The sequence below is a fragment of the Ramlibacter lithotrophicus genome, assembly GCF_012184415.1.
In the GTDB taxonomy this organism is placed as follows: Bacteria; Pseudomonadota; Gammaproteobacteria; order Burkholderiales; family Burkholderiaceae_C; genus Ramlibacter; species Ramlibacter lithotrophicus.
On record NZ_VTOX01000013.1, the window covers coordinates 115,793 to 135,831 of the forward strand.

General features: G+C 71.2%; 18 protein-coding genes. 14 read left to right on the forward strand and 4 right to left on the reverse strand.

The window, feature by feature from the left end:
• Positions 1-13 precede the first annotated feature (13 nt).
• Complete coding sequence (ppc, locus tag RAMLITH_RS24485) at positions 14-2,857, reverse strand: phosphoenolpyruvate carboxylase (protein WP_168110071.1); 2,844 nt, start codon at positions 2,855-2,857, stop codon at positions 14-16.
• A gap of 44 nt (positions 2,858-2,901) precedes the next feature.
• Between ppc and hemC the strand changes: the two genes are divergently transcribed.
• The 4 genes from hemC to RAMLITH_RS24505 are packed head-to-tail and all read left to right on the forward strand — an operon-like array spanning position 2,902 to position 6,956.
• Positions 2,902-3,849 (forward strand): hydroxymethylbilane synthase, encoded by a 948-nt coding sequence (hemC, locus tag RAMLITH_RS24490; protein ID WP_168110072.1) that lies wholly within the window; start codon positions 2,902-2,904, stop codon positions 3,847-3,849.
• Positions 3,850-3,858: 9 nt separating this feature from the next.
• Entirely contained in the window at positions 3,859-4,623 is a 765-nt protein-coding gene (locus RAMLITH_RS24495; protein ID WP_168110073.1) for a uroporphyrinogen-III synthase, read from the forward strand.
• Positions 4,620-5,696: a uroporphyrinogen-III C-methyltransferase gene (locus RAMLITH_RS24500; protein ID WP_168110074.1), complete on the forward strand. Its 1,077-nt coding sequence runs from the start codon at positions 4,620-4,622 to the stop codon at positions 5,694-5,696. Before RAMLITH_RS24495 ends, RAMLITH_RS24500 begins: the two co-directional genes overlap by 4 nt.
• Before the next feature lie 6 nt (positions 5,697-5,702).
• Entirely contained in the window at positions 5,703-6,956 is a 1,254-nt protein-coding gene (locus RAMLITH_RS24505) for a heme biosynthesis HemY N-terminal domain-containing protein (RefSeq protein ID WP_168110075.1), read from the forward strand.
• Positions 6,957-7,058: 102 nt separating this feature from the next.
• Here the strand turns inward: RAMLITH_RS24505 and RAMLITH_RS24510 are convergent, their stop codons facing one another.
• Positions 7,059-10,082: an Rne/Rng family ribonuclease gene (locus RAMLITH_RS24510; protein WP_168110076.1), complete on the reverse strand. Its 3,024-nt coding sequence runs from the start codon at positions 10,080-10,082 to the stop codon at positions 7,059-7,061.
• Between the two features lie 558 nt (positions 10,083-10,640).
• Here RAMLITH_RS24510 and RAMLITH_RS24515 point away from each other — a divergent pair.
• From RAMLITH_RS24515 to RAMLITH_RS24530, 4 genes are read left to right on the forward strand one after another with little or no spacing between them, the layout of a single operon-like run.
• Positions 10,641-11,672 (forward strand): RluA family pseudouridine synthase, encoded by a 1,032-nt coding sequence (locus RAMLITH_RS24515; RefSeq protein WP_168110120.1) that lies wholly within the window; start codon positions 10,641-10,643, stop codon positions 11,670-11,672.
• The gene (locus RAMLITH_RS24520; protein WP_168110077.1) at positions 11,644-12,312 is read left to right on the forward strand and encodes an HAD family hydrolase; all 669 of its coding nucleotides are present in this window, start codon (positions 11,644-11,646) and stop codon (positions 12,310-12,312) included. Before RAMLITH_RS24515 ends, RAMLITH_RS24520 begins: the two co-directional genes overlap by 29 nt.
• A 3-nt stretch (positions 12,313-12,315) precedes the next feature.
• Positions 12,316-12,690, forward strand: a complete 375-nt coding sequence (locus tag RAMLITH_RS24525; RefSeq protein ID WP_168110078.1) for a Rieske 2Fe-2S domain-containing protein — start codon at positions 12,316-12,318, stop codon at positions 12,688-12,690.
• A complete protein-coding gene (locus RAMLITH_RS24530; protein ID WP_168110079.1) occupies positions 12,683-13,693 on the forward strand; it encodes a S49 family peptidase in 1,011 nt (336 codons plus the stop codon). Before RAMLITH_RS24525 ends, RAMLITH_RS24530 begins: the two co-directional genes overlap by 8 nt.
• Before the next feature lie 147 nt (positions 13,694-13,840).
• On the opposite strand, the gene RAMLITH_RS24535 is transcribed toward RAMLITH_RS24530, so the two are convergent.
• Together RAMLITH_RS24535 and RAMLITH_RS24540 are read right to left on the reverse strand one after the other, a co-directional pair.
• Positions 13,841-14,608: an SAM-dependent methyltransferase gene (locus tag RAMLITH_RS24535; RefSeq protein ID WP_168110080.1), complete on the reverse strand. Its 768-nt coding sequence runs from the start codon at positions 14,606-14,608 to the stop codon at positions 13,841-13,843.
• Positions 14,605-15,210: a Maf family nucleotide pyrophosphatase gene (locus RAMLITH_RS24540; protein WP_168110081.1), complete on the reverse strand. Its 606-nt coding sequence runs from the start codon at positions 15,208-15,210 to the stop codon at positions 14,605-14,607. Before RAMLITH_RS24540 ends, RAMLITH_RS24535 begins: the two co-directional genes overlap by 4 nt.
• A 25-nt stretch (positions 15,211-15,235) precedes the next feature.
• On the opposite strand from RAMLITH_RS24540, the gene RAMLITH_RS24545 reads away from it, so the two are divergent.
• The 6 genes from RAMLITH_RS24545 (at position 15,236) to fabG (ending at position 19,967) form a co-directional block, all read left to right on the forward strand.
• Positions 15,236-15,790, forward strand: a complete 555-nt coding sequence (locus RAMLITH_RS24545; RefSeq protein ID WP_168110082.1) for a YceD family protein — start codon at positions 15,236-15,238, stop codon at positions 15,788-15,790.
• Between the two features lie 106 nt (positions 15,791-15,896).
• Positions 15,897-16,079 carry a 50S ribosomal protein L32 gene (rpmF, locus tag RAMLITH_RS24550; RefSeq protein ID WP_168110083.1) on the forward strand — a complete coding sequence of 61 codons (183 nt, stop codon included), beginning with the start codon at positions 15,897-15,899 and terminating at the stop codon, positions 16,077-16,079.
• Positions 16,080-16,203: 124 nt separating this feature from the next.
• Positions 16,204-17,259 (forward strand): phosphate acyltransferase PlsX, encoded by a 1,056-nt coding sequence (plsX, locus tag RAMLITH_RS24555; protein WP_168110084.1) that lies wholly within the window; start codon positions 16,204-16,206, stop codon positions 17,257-17,259.
• Complete coding sequence (locus tag RAMLITH_RS24560; RefSeq protein ID WP_168110085.1) at positions 17,256-18,233, forward strand: beta-ketoacyl-ACP synthase III; 978 nt, start codon at positions 17,256-17,258, stop codon at positions 18,231-18,233. The genes plsX and RAMLITH_RS24560 overlap by 4 nt, the downstream gene beginning before the upstream one ends.
• A 40-nt stretch (positions 18,234-18,273) precedes the next feature.
• Positions 18,274-19,224, forward strand: coding sequence for an ACP S-malonyltransferase (gene fabD, locus RAMLITH_RS24565; RefSeq protein WP_168110086.1), 951 nt, complete (start codon positions 18,274-18,276; stop codon positions 19,222-19,224).
• Positions 19,221-19,967: a 3-oxoacyl-ACP reductase FabG gene (gene fabG, locus RAMLITH_RS24570; protein WP_168110087.1), complete on the forward strand. Its 747-nt coding sequence runs from the start codon at positions 19,221-19,223 to the stop codon at positions 19,965-19,967. The genes fabD and fabG overlap by 4 nt, the downstream gene beginning before the upstream one ends.
• Positions 19,968-20,039: the final 72 nt, after the last annotated feature.

Consider the following 20,039-nt stretch of genomic DNA (forward strand, 5'->3'; position numbering starts at 1 on the left):
CCCGCGGGCTGCCTCAGCCGGTGTTGCGCAAGGCGGCCGCAATGCCGTTGATCGACAGGTGGATGCCGTGCCGGGCGTGCTCGTCGGCCGAGCCTTCCCGGTAGCGGCGCACCAGTTCCACCTGCAGGTGGTGCAGCGGGTCGATGTAGGGAAAGCGATGGCGCAGCGACCGCTGCAGCGCCGGGTTCGACGCGAGCCGCTGCTTCTCGCCGGTGATGGCGGCCAGCGCCTCGGCGGTGCGCTGCCATTCCGCGGCGATCGCCGGAAAGATCCGCTTGCGCAGCCGCGCGTCCGGCACCAGCTCGGAGTAGCGGGCCGCGAGCGCGAGGTCGCTCTTGGCCAGCACCATGTCCATGTTGGACAGCAGGGCGCGAAAGAACGGCCAGTGCCGGTACATCTTCTGCAGCAACGCCACGGCCTGGGCCCGCGTCTGCGCGCCGTCGCCTTGGAGGAACTGCTCCACGGCCGTGCCGAAGCCGTACCACCCCGGCAGCGTCAGCCGGCACTGCCCCCAGCTGAAGCTCCAGGGAATCGCCCGCAGGTCCTCGATCCGCCGCGATGGCTTGCGGGCCGCCGGACGCGAGCCGATGTTCAGCTCGGCGATCTCGCGGATCGGCGTGGCGCCGAAGAAGTAGTCGGTGAAGCCGGGCGTGTCGTACACCAGCGTGCGGTACGCGGCCATGCTGGCGACCGACAGCTTTTCGGCGGCGGCCAGGAAGGACCTGGGCGCCGGCTTGGCCGGCTGCAGCAAGGTGGCTTCCAGGGTCGCCGCGACCAGCGTTTCGAGGTTGCGCCGGCCGATCTCGGGGTTGGCGTACTTGGAGCCGATCACCTCGCCCTGTTCGGTGAGGCGGATCTGGCCGCGCACGGTGCCTGGCGGCTGCGCCAGGATCGCCTGGTAGCTCGGCCCGCCGCCGCGTCCCACGGTGCCGCCGCGTCCGTGGAACATGCGCAGGCGGATGGTCACCGGGCCGACGGTGGCACCTTTGCCGGTCGCCCCCGGGCCGCGGCTGGCCATCTCGTCGAACAGCTGGACCAGGGCGCTGCCGGTCCGGAACAGCTCCCAGTTGCTGGTGAAGATGCCGCCGTCCTTGTTGCTGTCGCTGTAGCCCAGCATGACGTCCTGCTCGCCGCCCGAGCGCTGCACCAGCCGGGCGATGCCGGGGAGCGAATAGAACTCGCGCAGGATCGTCGCGGCGTTGCGCAGGTCCTGGATGGTCTCGAACAGCGGCACCACGATCAGCTCGGCCACGGCCTGCTGGTCGATCGTGCCGCGCACCAGGCCCACTTCCTTCTGCAGCAGCAGCACCTCCAGCAGGTCGCTGGCGGTCTCGGTGTGGCTGATGATGTAGTGGCGGATGGCATCGCGGCCGAACTGCTCGCGCAGCCGGCGCGCCGTCTCGAAGACGGCGAGTTCGCCCTGCGCGTGGTCCGAATACTGCGCGCCGATGACGCGCAGCGGCCGGGCGTCGGCCAGCAGGCGCAGCAGCAGGTCCCGCCGGGCCTCTTCCGGCAGCGCGGCGTAGTCCGGTTCCACGCGCGCCACCGCCAGCAGTTCCGCCAGCACCGCCTCGTGCTGGTCCGAGTTCTGCCGCAGGTCCACCGTCGCCAGGTGGAAGCCGAACACCTCCACCGCCCGCATCAGCGGGTGCAGCCGCTGCTGCATGAGCGCCGCGCCGTGGTGCAGGCGCAGCGATGCCTCGATCGTGCGCAGGTCGGCGAGGAAGTCCTCGGCTCGGGCGTACGGGTTCTGCGGCGGCACCGCGTGGCGCGCCGCCTCGCCGCCCGTGAATTCCCTCAGCGTCGCGGCCAGGCGCGAGTACATGCCCGCCAGCGCGCGGCGGTAGGGTTCGTCGCGCCGGTGCTCGTTCGTGTCGGGGGAGCTGTCGGCGAGCGCCGCCATCTCCGGCGTGACCTCGACCAGCACCGATGACAGGGACAGCTCGCCGCCGAGGTAGTGGACCTCGGTCAGGTAGTGCCGCAGCGCCACTTCGCACTGGCGCTGCAACGCGTATTCGAGGGCGCGGGCGCCCACGTTCGGGTTGCCGTCGCGGTCGCCGCCGATCCACTGGCCCATGCGCAGGCAGTTCGCCACCGGCTGCTGGCCGAGCTCGCGCTCGAGCCCGGCGTACAGCCTGGGGATTTCGCGCAGGAACGTCGCCTCGTAATAGCTCAGCGCGTTCTCGACCTCGTCTTCTACCGTCAGCCTGGTGAAGCGCAGCAGCCGCGTCTGCCACAGCTGCAGGACGCGGGCCCGCAGCTGCGCCTCGTTGGCGGCCAGTTCGCGCGGGGCCAGCGCATCCCTGGGCTGGGCACGGGCGCGGATCTCGTCGCGCTGTGCCAGCAGGCGGGCGATGTCGCGCTCGGCGTCCAGGATGCTCTTGCGCTGCACCTCGGTCGGATGCGCGGTGAGCACCGGCGAGATGTGGCTGTGCGCCAGCGTCTGCGAAATCATCCGCGGCGAGATGCCGGCCCAGCGCAGCCGCGCCAGCGCCACCTCGATGCTGCCGTCCTGCGCGTCGCCGGCGCGCTCGTGCACCTCGCGCCGCCGGATGTGGTGGCGGTCCTCGGCCAGGTTCGCCAGGTGGCTGAAATAGGTGAAGGCCCGGATGACGCTCACGGCCTGCGCACCGGACAGCGACTTGAGCAGGCTCTTCAGCGCCTTGTCGGCCTCGTGGTCGGCGTCGCGGCGGAACGCCACCGAGAGCTTGCGGATGCGTTCGACCAGTTCGAAGGCCGCGGCGCCTTCCTGCTCGCGGACGGTGTCGCCCAGGATGCGCCCGAGCAGGCGGATGTCTTCCCGCAGCGGGCGTTCGTTGTCCTTGGCGCGGCGCGCCGGTGCGGGAGTCTCGGGCATGGGCGGGGTGGCTCTCGGGGCTGCCCATTTTTTGGGCAGTGCGCATGCTAGCATCGACCTTCCCCCGAAGATCGACAACAGGCAAGACCGTGAGCAAACTCGTGATCGCCACCCGCGAAAGCCGCCTCGCGCTGTGGCAGGCTGAACATGTGAAGGCGCTGCTCGAGCAGCGTGGCCACGAGGTCTCGCTGCTGGGGATGACCACCAAGGGCGACCAGATCCTCGACCGCAGCCTGAGCAAGGTCGGCGGCAAGGGCCTCTTCGTCAAGGAACTCGAAACGGCCCTGGAGCAGGGGCAGGCGGACCTGGCGGTGCACTCGCTCAAGGACGTGCCGATGGACCTGCCGGAAGGCTTCGCGCTGGCCTGCGTCATGGAGCGCGAGGATCCGCGCGACGCCTTCGTGTCGCCGCGCTACGCCTGTGTCGACGACCTTCCGCAGGGAGCGATCGTCGGCACGTCCAGCCTGCGCCGCGTCGTCCTGCTGCAATCGCTGCGTCCGGACCTCAGGATCGAGCCGCTGCGCGGCAACCTCGACACCCGGCTGCGCAAGCTGGACGAAGGCAATTACGACGGCATCGTGCTGGCGGCGGCGGGTCTCAAGCGCCTGGGCCTGGGCCCGCGCATCCGCCAGGTCTTCGAACCGGAACAGATGCTGCCGGCCGCCGGCCAGGGTGCCCTGGGCATCGAGGTGCGAGCCGGCCGGCAGGACGTGATCGACGCGCTGGCGCCGCTCGCCCACCAGACGACCTGGCTCGCCGTGGCGGCCGAGCGGGCGGTGAGCCGAGCCATGGGCGGCAGTTGTTCGATGCCGCTGGCGGCCTATGCCACGGTGGCCGGCGAATACCTGCAGCTGCGCGCCGCCTGGGGCGACCCCGACGGCAAGGTGCCTCTGGTGCGGGCCCAGTCGGCGGCGGCGATCGCCGACCTGGACAGCGCGGCCCGGCTCGGCACCGGAGTGGCGGCGCAGTTGCGCGCGGGCGGCGCGCGGTAGCGTCGACCCGTGCGCGTCTTCGTCACCCGTCCGGAACGCGAGGCGCGGCGCTGGGTCGATGAGCTGAGGCTGCGCGGCTTCGATGCGTTGTCCGTGCCGCTCATCGCCATCGCGCCCGTCGCCGATGCCGCGCCGTTGCGCGGCGCGTGGCAGGGCCTTCCAGCCTGCCGCGCCGCCATGTTCGTGAGCGGCAACGCGGTACGGCATTTCTTCGCGGCTGCGCCCGCTGGAGCCGGCTGGCCGGTCGCGACCAGGGCCTGGGCCACCGGGGCCGGCACGCTGGGCGCCCTGGTGTCGGCCGGCGTGCCGCGCGAGTGCATAGACGCGCCGGGCGCGGATGCCGTCCAGTTCGACTCCGAAACCCTCTGGCCGCAGGTGCGCCAGCAGGTGCGCGCGGGCGACCGCGTGCTGATCGTGCGTGGCGGCGACGCGGGCGGCGTGGCCGCCGGGCGCGACTGGCTCGCCCGCCAGCTGGCGGCGGCCGGCGCGGTCGTCGAGACCGTCGCCTCCTACCGGCGGGCGCCGCCGGTGCTGGACGGAGAGCAGCGTGCCGACGCGCTCGCCGGCGCGAACGGGGGCGTGTGGCTCTTCAGCAGCTCGGAGGCGATCGGCCACCTGCGCGGCCTGTTTCCCGGCCAGTCGTGGCAAGCGGCACGCGCCGTCGCCACGCATCCGCGCATCGCGCAGGCCGCGCGCGAGGCCGGCTTCGGTGTTGTTTGCGAGTCACGTCCCTCCGTGGAGGGTGTGACGGCAGTCCTAGAATCGTTTCAATGAGTTCCCCGCCTCCCAGCCCGTCCATCGTCGACAGCCAGGTGCCCGTGGTGGAAATCTCCGAGCCGGTTGCCGCCCCGCCGGCCGGCAGCGCCGGCGTGGTGGTGGCGCGCGGAATGCTGTACTTCAGCGCGATCCTGGCGGCGCTCGCGCTCGTCGCGAGCGGCCTGCTGTGGCAGAAGCTCGCCAACATCCAGGAACAGCTCGCCCGCCAGAGCGCCGACGCCGGCAGCAACGCGATCGAGGCGCGCGCGGCCGCACGGCAGGCCCAGGAACTGGCGCGCGACACGGCCGCGCGCCTGGCGCTGACCGAAACCCGCCTGTCCGAAGTCTCGCTGCAGCGTTCCCAGCTCGAAGAGCTGATCCAGAGCCTCTCGCGCTCGCGTGACGAGAACCTGGTGGTCGACATCGAATCCGGCCTTCGGCTCGCGCAGCAGCAGGCGCAGCTCACCGGCAGCGCCGAACCCCTGCTGGCTGCCCTGCGCAGCGCCGACCAGCGCCTGGAGCGATCGGGGCAGCCGCGGCTGTCGCGAGCCCGGGCGGCGATCGCGCGCGACATGGACCGCGTCCGCGCGGCGAGCGTGTCGGACGTCCCGGGGCTGCTGGTCAAGCTCGACGAACTGGCGCGGCTGGCGGACGACCTGCCGCTCGCGAACACCGTGGGGCCGCAGGCGACGGCCCCGGCCGCGCCCCGCAAGCGGCCCGCGCCGCCGGCCTGGTGGGAGCGCGCGCTGGCCGAGGTGCGCGAGGAAGCGCGCAACCTGCTGCGCGTGAGCCGCATCGACGAGCCCGAGGCGATGCTGCTCGCGCCGGAGCAGGCGTTCTTCGTGCGCGAGAACCTCAAGCTGAAGCTGCTGAACGCGCGGCTGGGCCTGCTGGCGCGGCAGACCGAGGCCGCCCGGGCCGACGTCGCGGGCGCGGCGCTGGCGCTGCGCAAGTACTTCGATCCGTCGTCGCGCCGCACGCAGGCCGCGGTGAGCCTGCTCCAGCAGGTGCAAGGGCAGTTGCGCACGGTGGAACTGCCGCGCATCGACGAATCACTGGCGGTCCTGGCGACGACCGCCGCGGGAAGGTAGTCCGCAGTGCGAGCCGCATTGTGGCTGCTGGCCCTGTTCGCCGTCGCGGTCGCGATCGCGCTGTTCGCCGGCAACAACCAGGGCACGGTGACGCTGTTCTGGCCGCCGTACCGCGTCGATCTCTCGTTGAACCTGGTGGTGCTGCTGCTGGTCCTGGCCTTCGCCTTCCTGCACGCGGCGTTCCGCGCGCTGGCGGCGCTGTTCGACCTGCCGCGGCAGGCGCTGCGCTGGCGGGCCCAGCAGAAGGAACGCGCCGTCCACGCGTCCCTGCTCGATGCGATCTCCCACCTGCTCGCCGGCCGCTTCATCCGCGCCCGCAAGGCGGCCGAGATGTCGCTCGCGCAGGAGAAGTCCCTGAGCGCGGCGGAGCAGAAGCTCGCGAACGCGGCCCAGATCCGCGCGATCGCGCACCTGCTCGCCGCCGAAAGCGCGCAGGCGCTGCAGGACCGCGCCGCGCGCGATGAACACCTGCAGCAGGCGCTGGTCCACGCCCCGGTGCGCGAAGCGCAGGAGACGCGCGAGGGCGCGCTGATGCGCGCGGCGCGCTGGGCGTTGCAGGACCGCGACCCGGAAGGCGCGATGACCTGGCTCAAGGGTCTGTCGCAGGGCGCCGCGCGGCGCACGCTGGCCCTGCGCATCCGGCTCAAGGCGGCGCGCCTGTCGCGCCACACGGGCGAGGCGCTGGAGACGGCGCGGCTGCTCGCGAAGCACCGTGCGTTTTCGCCGGACGCCGCCCACAGCATCGTGCGGGGGCTGGCGGTGGACCTGCTGAACGACGCCCACGACGTCCCGCAGCTGCAGCGCGCCTGGGAATCGTTGGAGCCGGCGGAACGGCTGATGCCCGAACTCGCCATCCACGCCGCGCAGCGGCTGGCGGCGCTCGGCGGCGACCCGCACCTGGCGCGCGAGTGGCTGCTGCCGGCCTGGGAGCAGCAGGCGCAGCTCGACGACCCCCTGAAGGTCAAGCTGGTGAACGCGCTGGAGGAGGGGCTGGAGACGATCGACGCCGATTGGCTCGCCCGCATCGAGGCCGCGCACCGCGAGAACCCGCGCGACGCGACGCTGCAGTACCTGGCCGCGGTGGCGTGCGTCAAGCGCCAGCTGTGGGGCAAGGCGCAGCAGCTCATGGGCCAGGCGGCGATCAGCCTGCGCGACCCGGTCCTGCACCGCAACGCGTGGCGCGTGCTGGCGCTGCTGGCGGAGGAGCGCGGCGATCAGCCCGCGGCCGAACAGGCCTGGAAGCGCGCGGCGAGCGCCTGAAGGCGGCAGGAAGCGGAAGCGGGCAGCCGACGCAGAAGCCGGCTTCTGCGTCCCGGCTGTTGGATTACCTGACGCGAGGCGCCCGAAAGCGCCTCCCATCCATTACTGCAACGGCAGGCTGGTCTGCTCGAACGGCAGGCGCAGCTCGCGCAGGTCGCGCTTCGTTTCCACCAGCACCAGTGGACCTTCGTCGACCACGACCACCGGCGGCCGCTCGCGCGGCACGTGGATGGGCTTCGGCTCGGCCGCCATCGCGGCCTGGGCGGCGGCGATCTTCTGCGCATCGGAATTGACCCACTGCAGCCCCGAGCCTTCCGCGATCTGCGCCAGCTGGTCGACCGGCAACTGGAACGGCTGCACCCTGGGCAGGCCGGCGGGGGCCGGCGCCGGTGCCGGCGCCGGAGCAGCTGCGGCCGGCGGCGGGGCGACCGGCGGCGCCTGCGGGCGCTGGGCCTGCGGCGCGGCCGGCGCTTCGTCGCCTGCCTCGTCACTCGCGAAGGCGCTGGGATAGCGCATCCGCGACGGCGCCGCCTCGTCGAGCGGCTCGGCCGCCTCGGTCATGGCTGCGGCCTCGGCGGCCTCTTCGCGCGGCTGCCGCTCGCCGCGCTCGCGGCGGTCACGGCCGTAGCGGTCGCGCGAGCGGCGCTCGCGACGCTCGTCGCCCTGGTCGGCGGCACGGCTGCCGTCCTGGTGGGTGTGCGACTCGAGGACGGCGTCGGCGGCCGGAGGCAACTGCTGGTCGCCGCTCTCGACGACCTCGCCGACGGACGTTGCCGCCCCGGCCAGGGCCGCGACCTCCGCGCCTTCGGCCGGCGTCGCCTCGCGCGGGCCGCGTTCGCCGCGGCGCTCGCCGCGCTCGCGCCGGCCTTCGCCACGCTCACCGCGCTCCCCACGTTCACCGCGCTCGCGGCGTCCCTCGCCACGCTCACCGCGCTCGCCGCGCGGCTGGCGCTCGCCACGCGCCTCGACCGCGCCGGCTTCGGCCGGCTGGCCCTCGGCGGCCTGGCGCCCGTCCTGGCGCTCATCACGGCGCTCGCCGCGCTGGCGCTCGCCACGGCTTTCGCGCTGCTCGTCGCCGCGGCCTTCGCCCCGGTCGGTGCGCTCGCCGCGCTGCCGGTCGCCACGGCGCTGTTCGCCGTCACGACGCGGTTCGCCTTCGCGGCGCGGCGGCTGGCCCTCGGCGCCTTCGGCCGCCGCGCGTTCGCGCCGGCCTTCGTCCCGGCCGCGGCCCTCGCCGCGCCGTCCGCCCTGGCGTTCGCCGTCACGCCCGCCGCGGCCATCGCCGCGGCCGCCACGCCGGCCTTCGCCCCGGCCCTCGCGGCGTTCTTCCTTCGCCGCGGGTGCGGCAGCGGGCGCGGCCGGCGCCGGCGCAGCGGCGGGCGCCCCGCCGAACAGCGACTTGAGCCAGCCCATGAAGCCGCCTTCCGCCGCCACCGGCGCGGGTGCCGCCATGGCCGGTGCCGGCGTCGGCACCGGGGCGGCGGCCTTCACCGGCTCGGGCTTCGGCTCGGCGATGGGCGCGGGCATGTCGGGCAGGACGCCCTTGATCACAGGCTCCTGCTTGTTGCTGCGCTCGTGCGTGCGGCGCGTGACCGTGGTCTCGTCCTCGTAGTCCTGCGCCATGTGGTAGCTGGCCTGCAGGTTGTCCAGGCGCGGGTCGTCGTGCTTGAGCCGCTCGAGCCGGTAGTTGGGCGTTTCCAGCGTCTTGTTGGGCACCATGATCACCGCCAGCCGCTGCTTCAGCTCGATCTTCGCGATCTCGGTGCGCTTCTCGTTGAGCAGGAACGAGGCGACTTCCACCGGCACCTGCACGTGCACGGCGGCCGTGCCGTCCTTCATCGATTCTTCCTGGATGATCCGCAGGATCTGCAGCGCGGAGCTTTCCGTGTCGCGGATGTGGCCGTGGCCGCCGCAGCGCGGGCAGGGGACGGACGCGCCTTCGGACAGGGCCGGGCGCAGGCGCTGCCGGCTCATCTCCATCAGGCCGAACTTGCTGATCGTGCCGAACTGCACCCGGGCGCGGTCCTGCCGCAGCGCGTCGCGCAGGCGGCTCTCCACCTCGCGGCGGTTCTTGCTCTCCTCCATGTCGATGAAGTCGATGACGATCAGGCCGCCGAGGTCGCGCAGGCGCATCTGGCGCGCGACTTCGTCGGCCGCTTCCAGGTTGGTGCGGGTGGCGGTTTCCTCGATGTCGCCGCCCTTGATGGCGCGCGCCGAGTTGACGTCGATCGATACCAGGGCTTCGGTGTGGTCGATCACGATCACGCCGCCGGAAGGCAGCTTGACCTCGCGGGCGTACGCCGACTCGATCTGGTGCTCGATCTGGAACCTGGAGAACAGGGGCGCATCGTCGCGGTAGCGCTTCACCCGCATCGCGTGCTCGGGCATCACGTGCGACATGAACTGGTGCGCCTGCTCGTAGATGTCGTCCGTGTCGATCAGGATGTCGCCGATGTCGTTGTTGAAGTAGTCGCGGATGGCGCGGATCACCAGGCTGGACTCCTGGTAGATCAGGAAGGCGCCCTTGCCGCCCTTGGCGGCGCCGTCGATGGCGTTCCACAGCTTCAGCAGGTAGTTCAGGTCCCACTGCAGCTCGGGCGCGCTGCGGCCGATGCCGGCCGTGCGGGCGATGATGGACATCCCGTTCGGGTACTCCAGCTGGTCCATGTTCTCCTTGAGCTCGGCCCGGTCCTCGCCTTCGATGCGCCGGCTCACGCCGCCGCCGCGCGGGTTGTTGGGCATGAGCACCACGTAGCGGCCGGCCAGCGAGATGAACGTGGTGAGCGCCGCCCCCTTGTTGCCGCGCTCTTCCTTCTCCACCTGGACCAGCAGTTCCTGGCCTTCGCGGATCACGTCGTTGATCCGGGCCTGCGACACCGGCACGCCCTGCGCGAAGTAGCTCTTGGAGATTTCCTTGAACGGCAGGAAGCCGTGGCGGTCCTCGCCGTAGTCGACGAAGCAGGCTTCGAGCGAAGGCTCGACCCGCGTCACCACGGCCTTGTAGATGTTGCCCTTGCGCTGTTCGCGCCCTTCGATCTCGATCTCGTAGTCGAGGAGCTTCTGTCCATCGACGATCGCCAGCCGGCGTTCTTCCGCCTGCGTGGCGTTGATCAGCATCCGCTTCATCGCGTCACCCTTTTCTTGCAGCTGCAGCGGGGACGCCGTCCGCCGGCGCGTCCCGCAACTTCTCACCATGCGACCCTGGAGGGGTCAACGATGCCGGGCCGACGCTTCGAAACGGATGGAATTGCCTGGGAGCCAGTGCGAGCCGAGTGCTAACTCAGCAAGCGTGGCAAGGGCGCGTGGAGGAGGGCGAAGAAGGGGCTGCCCCGCTGGCGCTGTGGCGCCAGCACGATGGCAGCGGACCCCACCCGCGGGTCGCGGGGTGGCGGCGACGCCCAGGCGCGGGCCGGGGCTGTGAGCCACCGCCAGCAGGCCATGAGGATCGCCATCAACATCGGGAGTTCTCGCCTTGGTCCGTTCGCGAGCGTGCTGCTCGCGAAAGTGTTTATTCCGTATCGGTGTTTCAAAGTGCCGCTTGACCCCAGCCCGGCTCGCCATCGCCAGCATCTGTCTGGCAATCTGCGCGCTCGCAGGCGGAGGTGGCATCGACCTTGCCAACGTGGCCGGTGGAGTGCCTGGACTAAACTCCAAGCCAAATCAACCACTTACAGCGTTACGTCGGTGAAACAGATTATAGGGGCGCGACCGCCGCCTGCAACCGGCGGGGCGAAATCGGTGCAGGTGGACGAGGAATCCGCCGGGCAGCGCCTCGACAACTTCCTGCTTCGCCAGCTCAAGGGCGTTCCCAAGACCCACGTCTACCGGATCATCCGCAGCGGTGAAGTAAGGGTGAACAAGGGGCGGGCGGCGGCCGACACGCGGGTCGCGGCCGGCGACACGGTGCGCCTGCCCCCGGTGAGGATCTCCGAGGCGGTGGCGGAGAAGGCGGAGCTGGCGGTGCCGGCCCGCGAGTTCCCCGTCCTGCTGGAGGACGAGCATCTGCTGGCCGTGGACAAGCCGGCGGGCGTGGCCGTGCACGGCGGCAGCGGCGTCAGCTTCGGCGTCATCGAGCAGTTGCGGCGCGCCCGCCCGGCCGCCCGCATGCTGGAACTCGTGCACCGGCTCGACCGGGAGACCTCCGGCATCCTGCTGGTGGCCAAGAAGCGGTCCGCGCTGCTGGCCCTGCAGGACCAGTTCCGCCAGCGCGAGACCGGCAAGACCTACCTGGCGCTCGTGGCGGGCGACTGGCCGGCCAGCAAGAAGGTGATCGACGTGCCGCTGCACAAGTACCTGCAGGCCGACGGCGAGCGCAGGGTGAAGGTCGTGGGCCGCGACGATCCCGACGGGATGCGCTCGATTACCCTGGTCAAGGTGGCGCGGCAGTTGAAGCTCCCGCTTCCGCCGGCGGCAGGGCACGGGGCCGAGGGCGGCATCTTTACGCTGCTCGAAGTCACGATCAAGACCGGGCGGACCCACCAGATCCGGGTCCACCTCGCCTCGCAAGGGCATCCGATCGCCGGCGACGACAAGTACGGCGATTTCGAGCTGAACAAGCTCTTGCAAAAGCTGGGCCTCAAGCGCATGTTCCTGCATGCGTGGCGGTTACAGTTCGATCACCCGGCCACCGGCGAGCGCGTCGAACTGCTGGCCCCGCTCCCCCCCGAACTGAAGAAATTCCGCGACCATGCCGCCGCACCGTCCCCGCCGCTTTGACCTGATCGCCTTCGACTGGGACGGCACGCTGTTCGATTCCACCGCCATCATCGTGCGCTGCATCCAGCAGGCGGTGATCGACGTCGGCGGCGCGAGACCGACGGACAAGGCGGCCGCCTACGTCATCGGCATGGGCCTGATGCAGGCCCTGGCGCACGCGGCCCCCGACGTGCCGGCCGAGCGCTACCCGCAGCTCGGCGAGCGCTACCGCCACCACTACCTGGCCCGCCAGAACGACCTGAGCCTGTTCCCGGGCGTCCTGGCGCTGCTCGACGAACTGAAGCAGCGGCAGCACTGGCTGGCCGTGGCGACGGGGAAGTCCAGGCGCGGGCTGGACGACGTCCTGCGCACCGTCCAGCTGCAAGGCACGTTCAACGGCTCGCGGACCGCCGACGAAACCGCCGGCAAGCCGAATCCGCTCATGCTGCAGGAGCTGATGCGCGAGTTCGGCACCGATCCCGAGCGCACCTTGATGATCGGTGACACGACCCACGACCTGCAGATGGCAGTCAACGCCGGCTGCCCGGCCGTGGGGGTCAGTTACGGGGCGCACGAACCGGGCGAGTTCCACAGCCTGAACCCGCTGTACATCGCCCATTCCGTCGCCGACCTGCGTGAATGGCTGGTCGCCAATGCGTGAGCCGTGAGCGAAACCTTCCCCTTGTGCAATTCGGGCGAGCTGGTGGACGGCGGCGCCGCCGTGCCGTTCGACGTGGTGTACGGCGGCCAGACCTGCCGCGCCTTCGCCATCCGCTACCAGGGCCTGGTCCATGCCTACCTGAACCGGTGCAGCCATGTCGCGATGGAGATGGACTGGCAGCCGAACCGGTTCTTCGACGACACCGGCCGCTGGCTGCTGTGCGGCACCCATGGCGCCACCTACCAGCCCGATACCGGCGCGTGCGCCGGCGGGCCCTGTCGCGGAGGGCTCGTGAAGATCGGGCTCAGCGAGCGCGATGGCGTGGTGCACTGGCATACTGCCTACAACCTGAAACCACTCGAGTTCCGACATGAATGAGCCGCAACCGCCCCAGGCATCGGGGTCGGAGCCCCGGGCCAGCGCCGACACGGTTCCAGCCGAGCGTGGCAGCCGCGAGGCCGTGCTGGAGCGCACCGCGTTCGAACGGCTCATGTTCGCGACGCTCGACGAGCAGCGCCGCGCCCGGCGCTGGCGCAGCGTCATCCGGCTGGCGTGGCTGGCGTTCTTCGTCTTCCTGGTGTGGACGCTGGTGTACCGCGGCGCGCCGAGCACGGACGTGACCACGCCGCACACGGCGGTGGTCGAGCTGAAGGGTGAGATCGCGTCCGAAGCCGACGCCAGCGCCGAGAATGTGGTGGCCGCGATGCGCAGCGCCTTCGAGGACCAGGGCGCGAAGGCCGTGGTCCTGTTGATCAACTCCCCGGGCGGCAGCCCGGTGCAGGCCGGGATCATCAACGACGAGATCCGGCGGCTGCGGGCCAAGCACGACAAGCCGGTGTACGCGGTGGTCGAGGAGTCCTGCGCTTCGGCGGCGTACTACATCGCGGCGGCGGCCGACCGCATCTTCGTCGACAAGGCCAGCATCGTCGGCAGCATCGGCGTGCTGATGGACGGCTTCGGCTTCACCGGCCTGATGGACAAGCTGGGCGTCGAGCGCCGCCTGATGACCGCCGGCGAGAACAAGGGCTTCCTCGATCCGTTCAGCCCCCAGACCGAACGCCATCGCGAGTACGCGCAATCGATGCTGAACCAGATCCACCGCCAGTTCATCGACGCGGTCAAGGCCGGGCGCGGCAAGCGGCTCAAGGAGACGCCGGAACTGTTCAGCGGGCTGTTCTGGACCGGGCAGCAGGCGGTGGAACTGGGCCTGGCCGACCAGCTGGGCAACCTGGACTTCGTGGCCCGCGAGATCGTGAAGGCGGAAGAACTGGTGGACTACACCCGCCGCGAGAACGTGGCCGAGCGGCTGGCCAAGCGGTTCGGCGCGGCGGTGGGCGAGGGCGCCGTTCGCGCGGCGCGGTCGGTGCCGTCGCTGCGGTAAGTCGGACATCCGTACGCAGAAGTCGCAGAAACAGCGCAGAAGCCGCAAAGAAAGCAGGAGAAGCAGAACCGGACCACCTCGTCCCTTTTTGCGGCTTCTGCGTCTCCTTTGCGGCTTTTGCGTTCGGCTGTCCAGCTGTCCGCTTTCCTACCGCCCGATCGCGAACACCGCCGGCGTGTCGTTCGCCACGGGTGCCGGCTGCTGGCGCCAGGCGTTCACTGGCAGCGTGCGGACCATGGCCTGGGGCAACGTGAGGCCGCTCGCGACGCACACCCGCGTAGCCGGCTGCAGCGCCTTCAGCAGGGCGTCCCACACCGCCGCGTTGCGGTAAGGGGTCTCGATGAACATCTGGGTCTGGCCGGTGCGCAGCGCGAGCGCCTCCAGTTCACGCAGGCGCTGGGTGCGAGCCGCCGCTTCCTGCGGCAGGTAGCCGACGAACGCGAAGTTCTGGCCATTCAGTCCGCTGCCCGCCAGCGCCAGCAGCAGGGCGGCCGGTCCGACCAGGGGCACGACTTCGACGCCGAGTTGATGGGCCGCGCGGACGACGGAGGCACCCGGATCGGCGACCGCCGGCATCCCGGCTTCGCTGAGCAGGCCGACGTCATGTCCTTCCAGTGCGGGCGCGAGCAGTGGCCGGGCGTCGAACCCGCCTTCGTGGTCGCCCTTCTTGTGCACGTCCCGCGGCAGTTCCACGATCGCCTGCTCGCGAACGGGGGCGGCTAGCGGCTGCACCTCGCCGACCCGTTTGAGCAAGGCGCGCGCCGATTTCGCGTTCTCGCAGATCCAGTGGGTCAGGCGTGCCGCGACCTCGATGGTCCCGGCCGGGAGCACCTGCAGCAGCGGTCCCTGCACGGCGCAGCCGAAATCCAGCGGCGCCGGAACGAGGTAGAGGCGGCCGTGGCTGCCCCGGCTCACAGGATCTTCACCCCGGCGGCTCGCAGCATGCGCGCGGTGCGGATCAGGGGCAGGCCGACCAGCGCGGACGGGTCGTCGCTGTCGATCGCCTCCAGCAGCGCGATGCCGAGCCCCTCGCTGCGGGCACTGCCGGCGCAGTCGTAAGGCTGTTCCGACCGCAGGTAGGCCTCGATCTCGTCGTCGTCGTAGCTGCGGAAGGTGACCCGGACCGGCGCGAGGTCGGCCTGCTCGAAGCCCCGCGCGGCGCAGACCACTGCCAGCGCCGTGTGAAAGATGACAGTGCGGCCGCGCATCCGGCGCAATTGCGCCACGGCCCGGTCATGGCTGCCGGGCTTGCCCAGCGCCTCGCCGTCGAGGTCCGCGACCTGGTCGGAGCCGATCACCGCCGCCTCGGGGTAGCGCGCCGCCACCGCCCGCGCCTTCGCGAGCGCCAGCCGCCGCGCCAACGCGGCCGGGGCCTCGCCCGGCAGCGCCGTCTCGTCCACGTCCGGCGCCGCGACCTCGAAGGGCAGCTTCAACCGTGACAACAGTTCGCGCCGGTACGGCGACGTGGAGCCCAGCACCACGGACGGCGCCGGCGGAAGGAAAGAGGGCTCTGGCATGGCCCGATTCTCTTACACTGGTTCCATGTCCAAGGAGTTCACCGCCCGCCGGCTCGACGTCCGGCGCTTTGCCGAGGAGGGTGCGACGCTCAGCGGCCGCGAGCCCGTCCGGCAGCACGAGCGCCTGATGGCGGAGACGCAGGGGCGCGGCGGGCCCTGCGAGCTGAACTGGTCCGCCGCCGGCGAGATGCGCAATCCCCGCCACGTGCATCCCGAGATCTGGCTGCACCTGAAGGCCGATGCCGTGCTGCCGCTCACCTGCCAGCGCTGCCTCGGGCCGGTGGAGGTGCCCCTGGCCGTCGACCGGTCTTTCCGCTTCGCCGCGGACGAGGACATGGCGGCGGCCGAGGACGAACAGGCGGAAGAAGACGTGCTGGCGGTCAGCCGCAGCTTCGACCTGGTGGAGCTGGTGGAAGACGAGCTGCTGATGGAGATGCCGCTGGCGCCGCGGCACGAGGTGTGTCCCGAGCCGGTCAGGATGCAGGTCCAGGACGAGGACTTCGAGGAGGCTTCCGACCGCCGCGAAAGCGCCTTCGCCGCGCTCGGCAAGCTCAAGATCGGCCGGAACCAGGACAAGTAATCCGGGTCGGTTATAATCATGGGCTTCGCGCGCCTGCCCTGCGCGTTCTTTCGCCAACTTTCCAGGCCTCGCCTCCAGCGCGGGCCTTCCGATACAGGAGCCCATCATGGCCGTTCAACAGAACAAGAAATCGCCGTCCAAGCGCGGCATGCACCGCTCGCACAACGCGCTGGTGGTGCCCGGCATCGCCGTGGAGCCGACCACCGGCGAAACCCACCTGCGTCACCACATCAGCCCCACCGGCTTCTACCGTGGCCGCAAGGTGCTGAAGACCAAGAACGAAGCCTGAACCCGGCTGGCTTCGCGGCAAGGCCCGGCTGCTGGCGCAGCACGGGCCTTTGTTCTATGCGCCGCCGCTTCGCCGCGCCCGGCGCGCCCTGGATGCCTCTCCAAAAGGCTCTACATTTGAGGCCATGACTACTCTGGCTGTTGACTGCATGGGGGGCGACCACGGCCCCCAGGTCACCTTGCCCGCCTGCCGGCATTTTCTCGAGCGGCACCCCGAGGCGCACCTGCTGCTGGTCGGCGCGCCCGACAGCCTGTCCGCGTTCCAGCACCCGCGCGCCACCGCCCTGCATGCCTCCGAAGTGGTGGCCATGGACGACTCGGTCGAGATTGCGTTGCGGCGCAAGAAGGACTCCTCGATGCGGGTGTCGATCCAGCAGGTGAAGGACGGCCGGGCCGACGCGGCCGTGTCGGCCGGCAACACCGGCGCGCTGATGGCACTGGCCCGCTACCTGCTCAAGACCGTGGAGGGGATCGACCGGCCAGCCATCGCCTCGCCGATGCCCAATGCGAAGGGCGGCGCCACCACCGTGCTGGACCTCGGCGCCAACGTCGACTGCACCGAGCAGCACCTGCTGCAGTTCGCGGTCATGGGCTCGGCCCTGGTGTCGGCGATGAACGAGGACGAGGCTCCTTCGGTCGGACTGCTCAACATCGGCGAGGAGGTGATCAAGGGCAGCGAGGTGATCAAGCGCGCCGGCGAGCTGCTGCGCGCCGCGGCCGCCTCGGGGGACCTCAATTTCCTCGGCAACGTCGAGGGCAACGACATCTACAAGGGCACCGTCGACATCGTCGTGTGCGACGGCTTCGTCGGCAACGTGATGCTCAAGACGAGCGAAGGGCTGGCGACCATGGTCGGCGGCTTCCTGCGCGAGGAGTTCTCACGCCATCCGCTGACGAAGCTGGCGGCGCTGGTCGCCTATCCGGTCCTCGCCGCGTTCAAGAAGCGCGTCGACTATCGCCGCTACAACGGCGCCGCGCTGCTCGGGCTGCGCGGGCTGGTCTTCAAGAGCCACGGCTCGGCGGACGCGTTCGCCTTCGAGCACGCCCTCAACCGCGCGTATGATGCGGCCCGGCACAAGCTGCTGGAGCGCGTGCAGGCGCGCATCGCGCATGCGCGGCCGCTGCTGGTCTCCCCCGCGGACGACGCGCAGCCGCTCGAAAAGATGCTCACTTCCTCATGACCACATATTCGCGCATCGCCGGGACGGGCAGTTTCCTGCCGCCCCGCCGCGTCACCAACGCCGAACTGGCCGCCGAACTGGCGGCGCGCGGGGTCGAGACCTCGGACGACTGGATCGTGGAGCGCACCGGCATCCGGGCCCGCCACTTCGCGGAGCCGGACGTGACGTCGAGCGACCTCGGTGCGCAGGCCGCGCGGCGCGCCATGGAGGCTGCGGGCGTCGGCCCGCAGGACATCGACCTCATCATCGTGGCGACGTCGACCCCCGACATGGTCTTCCCGTCGGCGGCCTGCATCCTGCAGCACAAGCTGGGCATCGCCGGTTGCCCGGCGTTCGACGTGCAGGCGGTCTGCAGCGGCTTCGTCTACGCGCTGACCATCGCCGACGCGATGATCCGCACCGGCAGCGCGAGCAAGGCGCTGGTGATCGGCGCCGAAGTGTTCTCGCGCATCCTGGACTTCGACGACCGCACGACGTGCGTGCTGTTCGGCGACGGCGCCGGCGCCGTCGTCCTGGAAGCCTCCGATACGCCCGGCATTCTCGCCACCGACCTGCACGCCGACGGCAGGCATGTCGGCATCCTGTGCGTCCCGGGCACCGTGTCAGGCGGCAAGGTGCTCGGCGACCCGCTGCTGAAGATGGACGGCCAGGCCGTGTTCAAGCTGGCCGTGGGCGTGCTCGAGAGCGCGGCCCGGGCGGCGTTGGCCAAGGCCGGTCGCACCGAGGCCGACATCGACTGGCTCATTCCGCACCAGGCCAACATCCGCATCATGCAGGGCACGGCCCGGAAGCTGAAGCTGCCGCTGGACAAGGTGATCGTCACCGTCGACCAGCACGGCAACACCTCGGCCGCCTCGATCCCGCTCGCGCTCGATGCGGCGGTGCGCGGCGGCAGGATCGCCCGCGGCGACACGCTGATGCTCGAGGGCGTCGGCGGCGGCTTCACGTGGGGCGCGGTGCTGCTCGACTTCTGAGCGCACGCCGGTCCCGCTTTTCCCTCGCGAGAGAGCAACCATGAAATCGTTTGCATTCGTCTTTCCGGGCCAGGGCTCGCAGGCCGTCGGCATGCTCGACGCCTGGGGCGACCACCCGGCTGTCGCCGCCACCGTCAAGGAAGCGTCCCACGCCCTGGGCGAGGACGTCGGCCGCCTGATCAAGGAAGGTCCCAAGGAGACGCTGGCCCTCACGACCAACACCCAGCCGGTGATGCTGGTGGCCGGCGTGGCGGCCTGGCGCGCGTGGCTGGCCGAGGGCGGCGCGCCGCCCTCGGTCGTCGCCGGCCACTCGCTGGGCGAATACTCGGCGCTGGTCGCCTCCGGCGTGCTCACGCTGGCCGACGCGGCGCCGCTGGTGCGCTTTCGCGCGCAGGCCATGCAGGAGGCGGTGCCGGTCGGCACCGGCGCGATGGCGGCCATCCTCGGCCTCGCGGCACAGCAGGTCGTCGACGGCTGCGCCGAAGCGGTGCGCACGTTCGGCACGAACAGCGGCGAGGTCGTCGAGGCCGTGAACTTCAACGATCCGGTGCAGACCGTGATCGCCGGCAGCAAGGCCGCCGTCGAGAAGGCCTGCGAGGTGCTCAAGGCCAACGGGGCCAAGCGGGCGCTGCCGTTGCCGGTGTCCGCCCCGTTCCATTCCAGCCTGATGAAGCCGGCCGCGGAACGGCTGCAGCGCCAGCTCGCCGCCACGGCCTTTGCCGCGCCGCGCATCCCGGTCGTGAACAACATCGAGGCCAAGGTCGAATCCGATCCCGACCGCATCCGCGCCGCGCTGTACCAGCAGGCGTTCGGGCCGGTGCGCTGGGTCGACTGCGTGCGCGCCATCGCGGCGATGGGTGCGTCCGCGATCGTCGAGTGCGGCCCTGGCAAGGTGCTGGCCGGCATGACCAAGCGCATCGCGCCGGAACTCACGTCCGCGGCGATGTACGACCCGGCCACCCTCGCCGAAGTGAAGGGAGTGCTTGCATGACCGCCAGCATGCAGGGCCAGGTGGCGCTGGTCACCGGCGCGAGCCGCGGCATCGGCGCGGCGATCGCGCTGGAACTGGCGCAGCAGGGAATGAAGGTGGTGGGCACGGCGACGTCGGAGGCTGGCGCCACGGCGATCGGGCAGGCGCTTTCGGCCTGGCCGGGCTGCTCGGGCGCCGTCCTCGACGTCAACGACGGTGCCGCCGCGCAGGCGCTGGTGGACCGGGTCGCCGCCGGGCAGGGCGGCCTGCACGTCCTCGTGAACAATGCGGGCATCACCCGGGACATGCTCGCGATGCGCCTGAAGGACGAGGACTGGGACGCCGTCCTCGACACCAATCTCAAGGCGGTGTTCCGCATGTGCCGCGCCGCCATGAAGACGATGATGAAGCAGCGCTACGGCCGGATGATCAACATCACGTCGGTCGTCGGCGCGAGCGGCAACCCGGGCCAGGCGAACTACGCCGCGGCCAAGGCCGGCGTGGCCGGCATGACGCGCGCGCTGGCGCGCGAACTGGGCAGCCGCAAGATCACCGTCAACTGCATCGCGCCCGGCTTCATCGAGACCGACATGACCGCCGGCCTGCCGCCGGCGCAGCAGGAGGGGTTGTTGCAGCAGATTCCGCTGGGCCACCTCGGGCAGCCGGCGGACATCGCTTTTGCCGTCGCCTTCCTGGCGTCGCCCCGGGCCGGCTACGTGACAGGCCAGGAAATCCACGTCAACGGCGGCATGTACATGGCGTGAAGCGCGCCGGCCGCGCGGCCCGTCCGCGCGGCCGGGTCCATGCCGGCGGAGCCGCCCCGTCCGGGGCCGGCC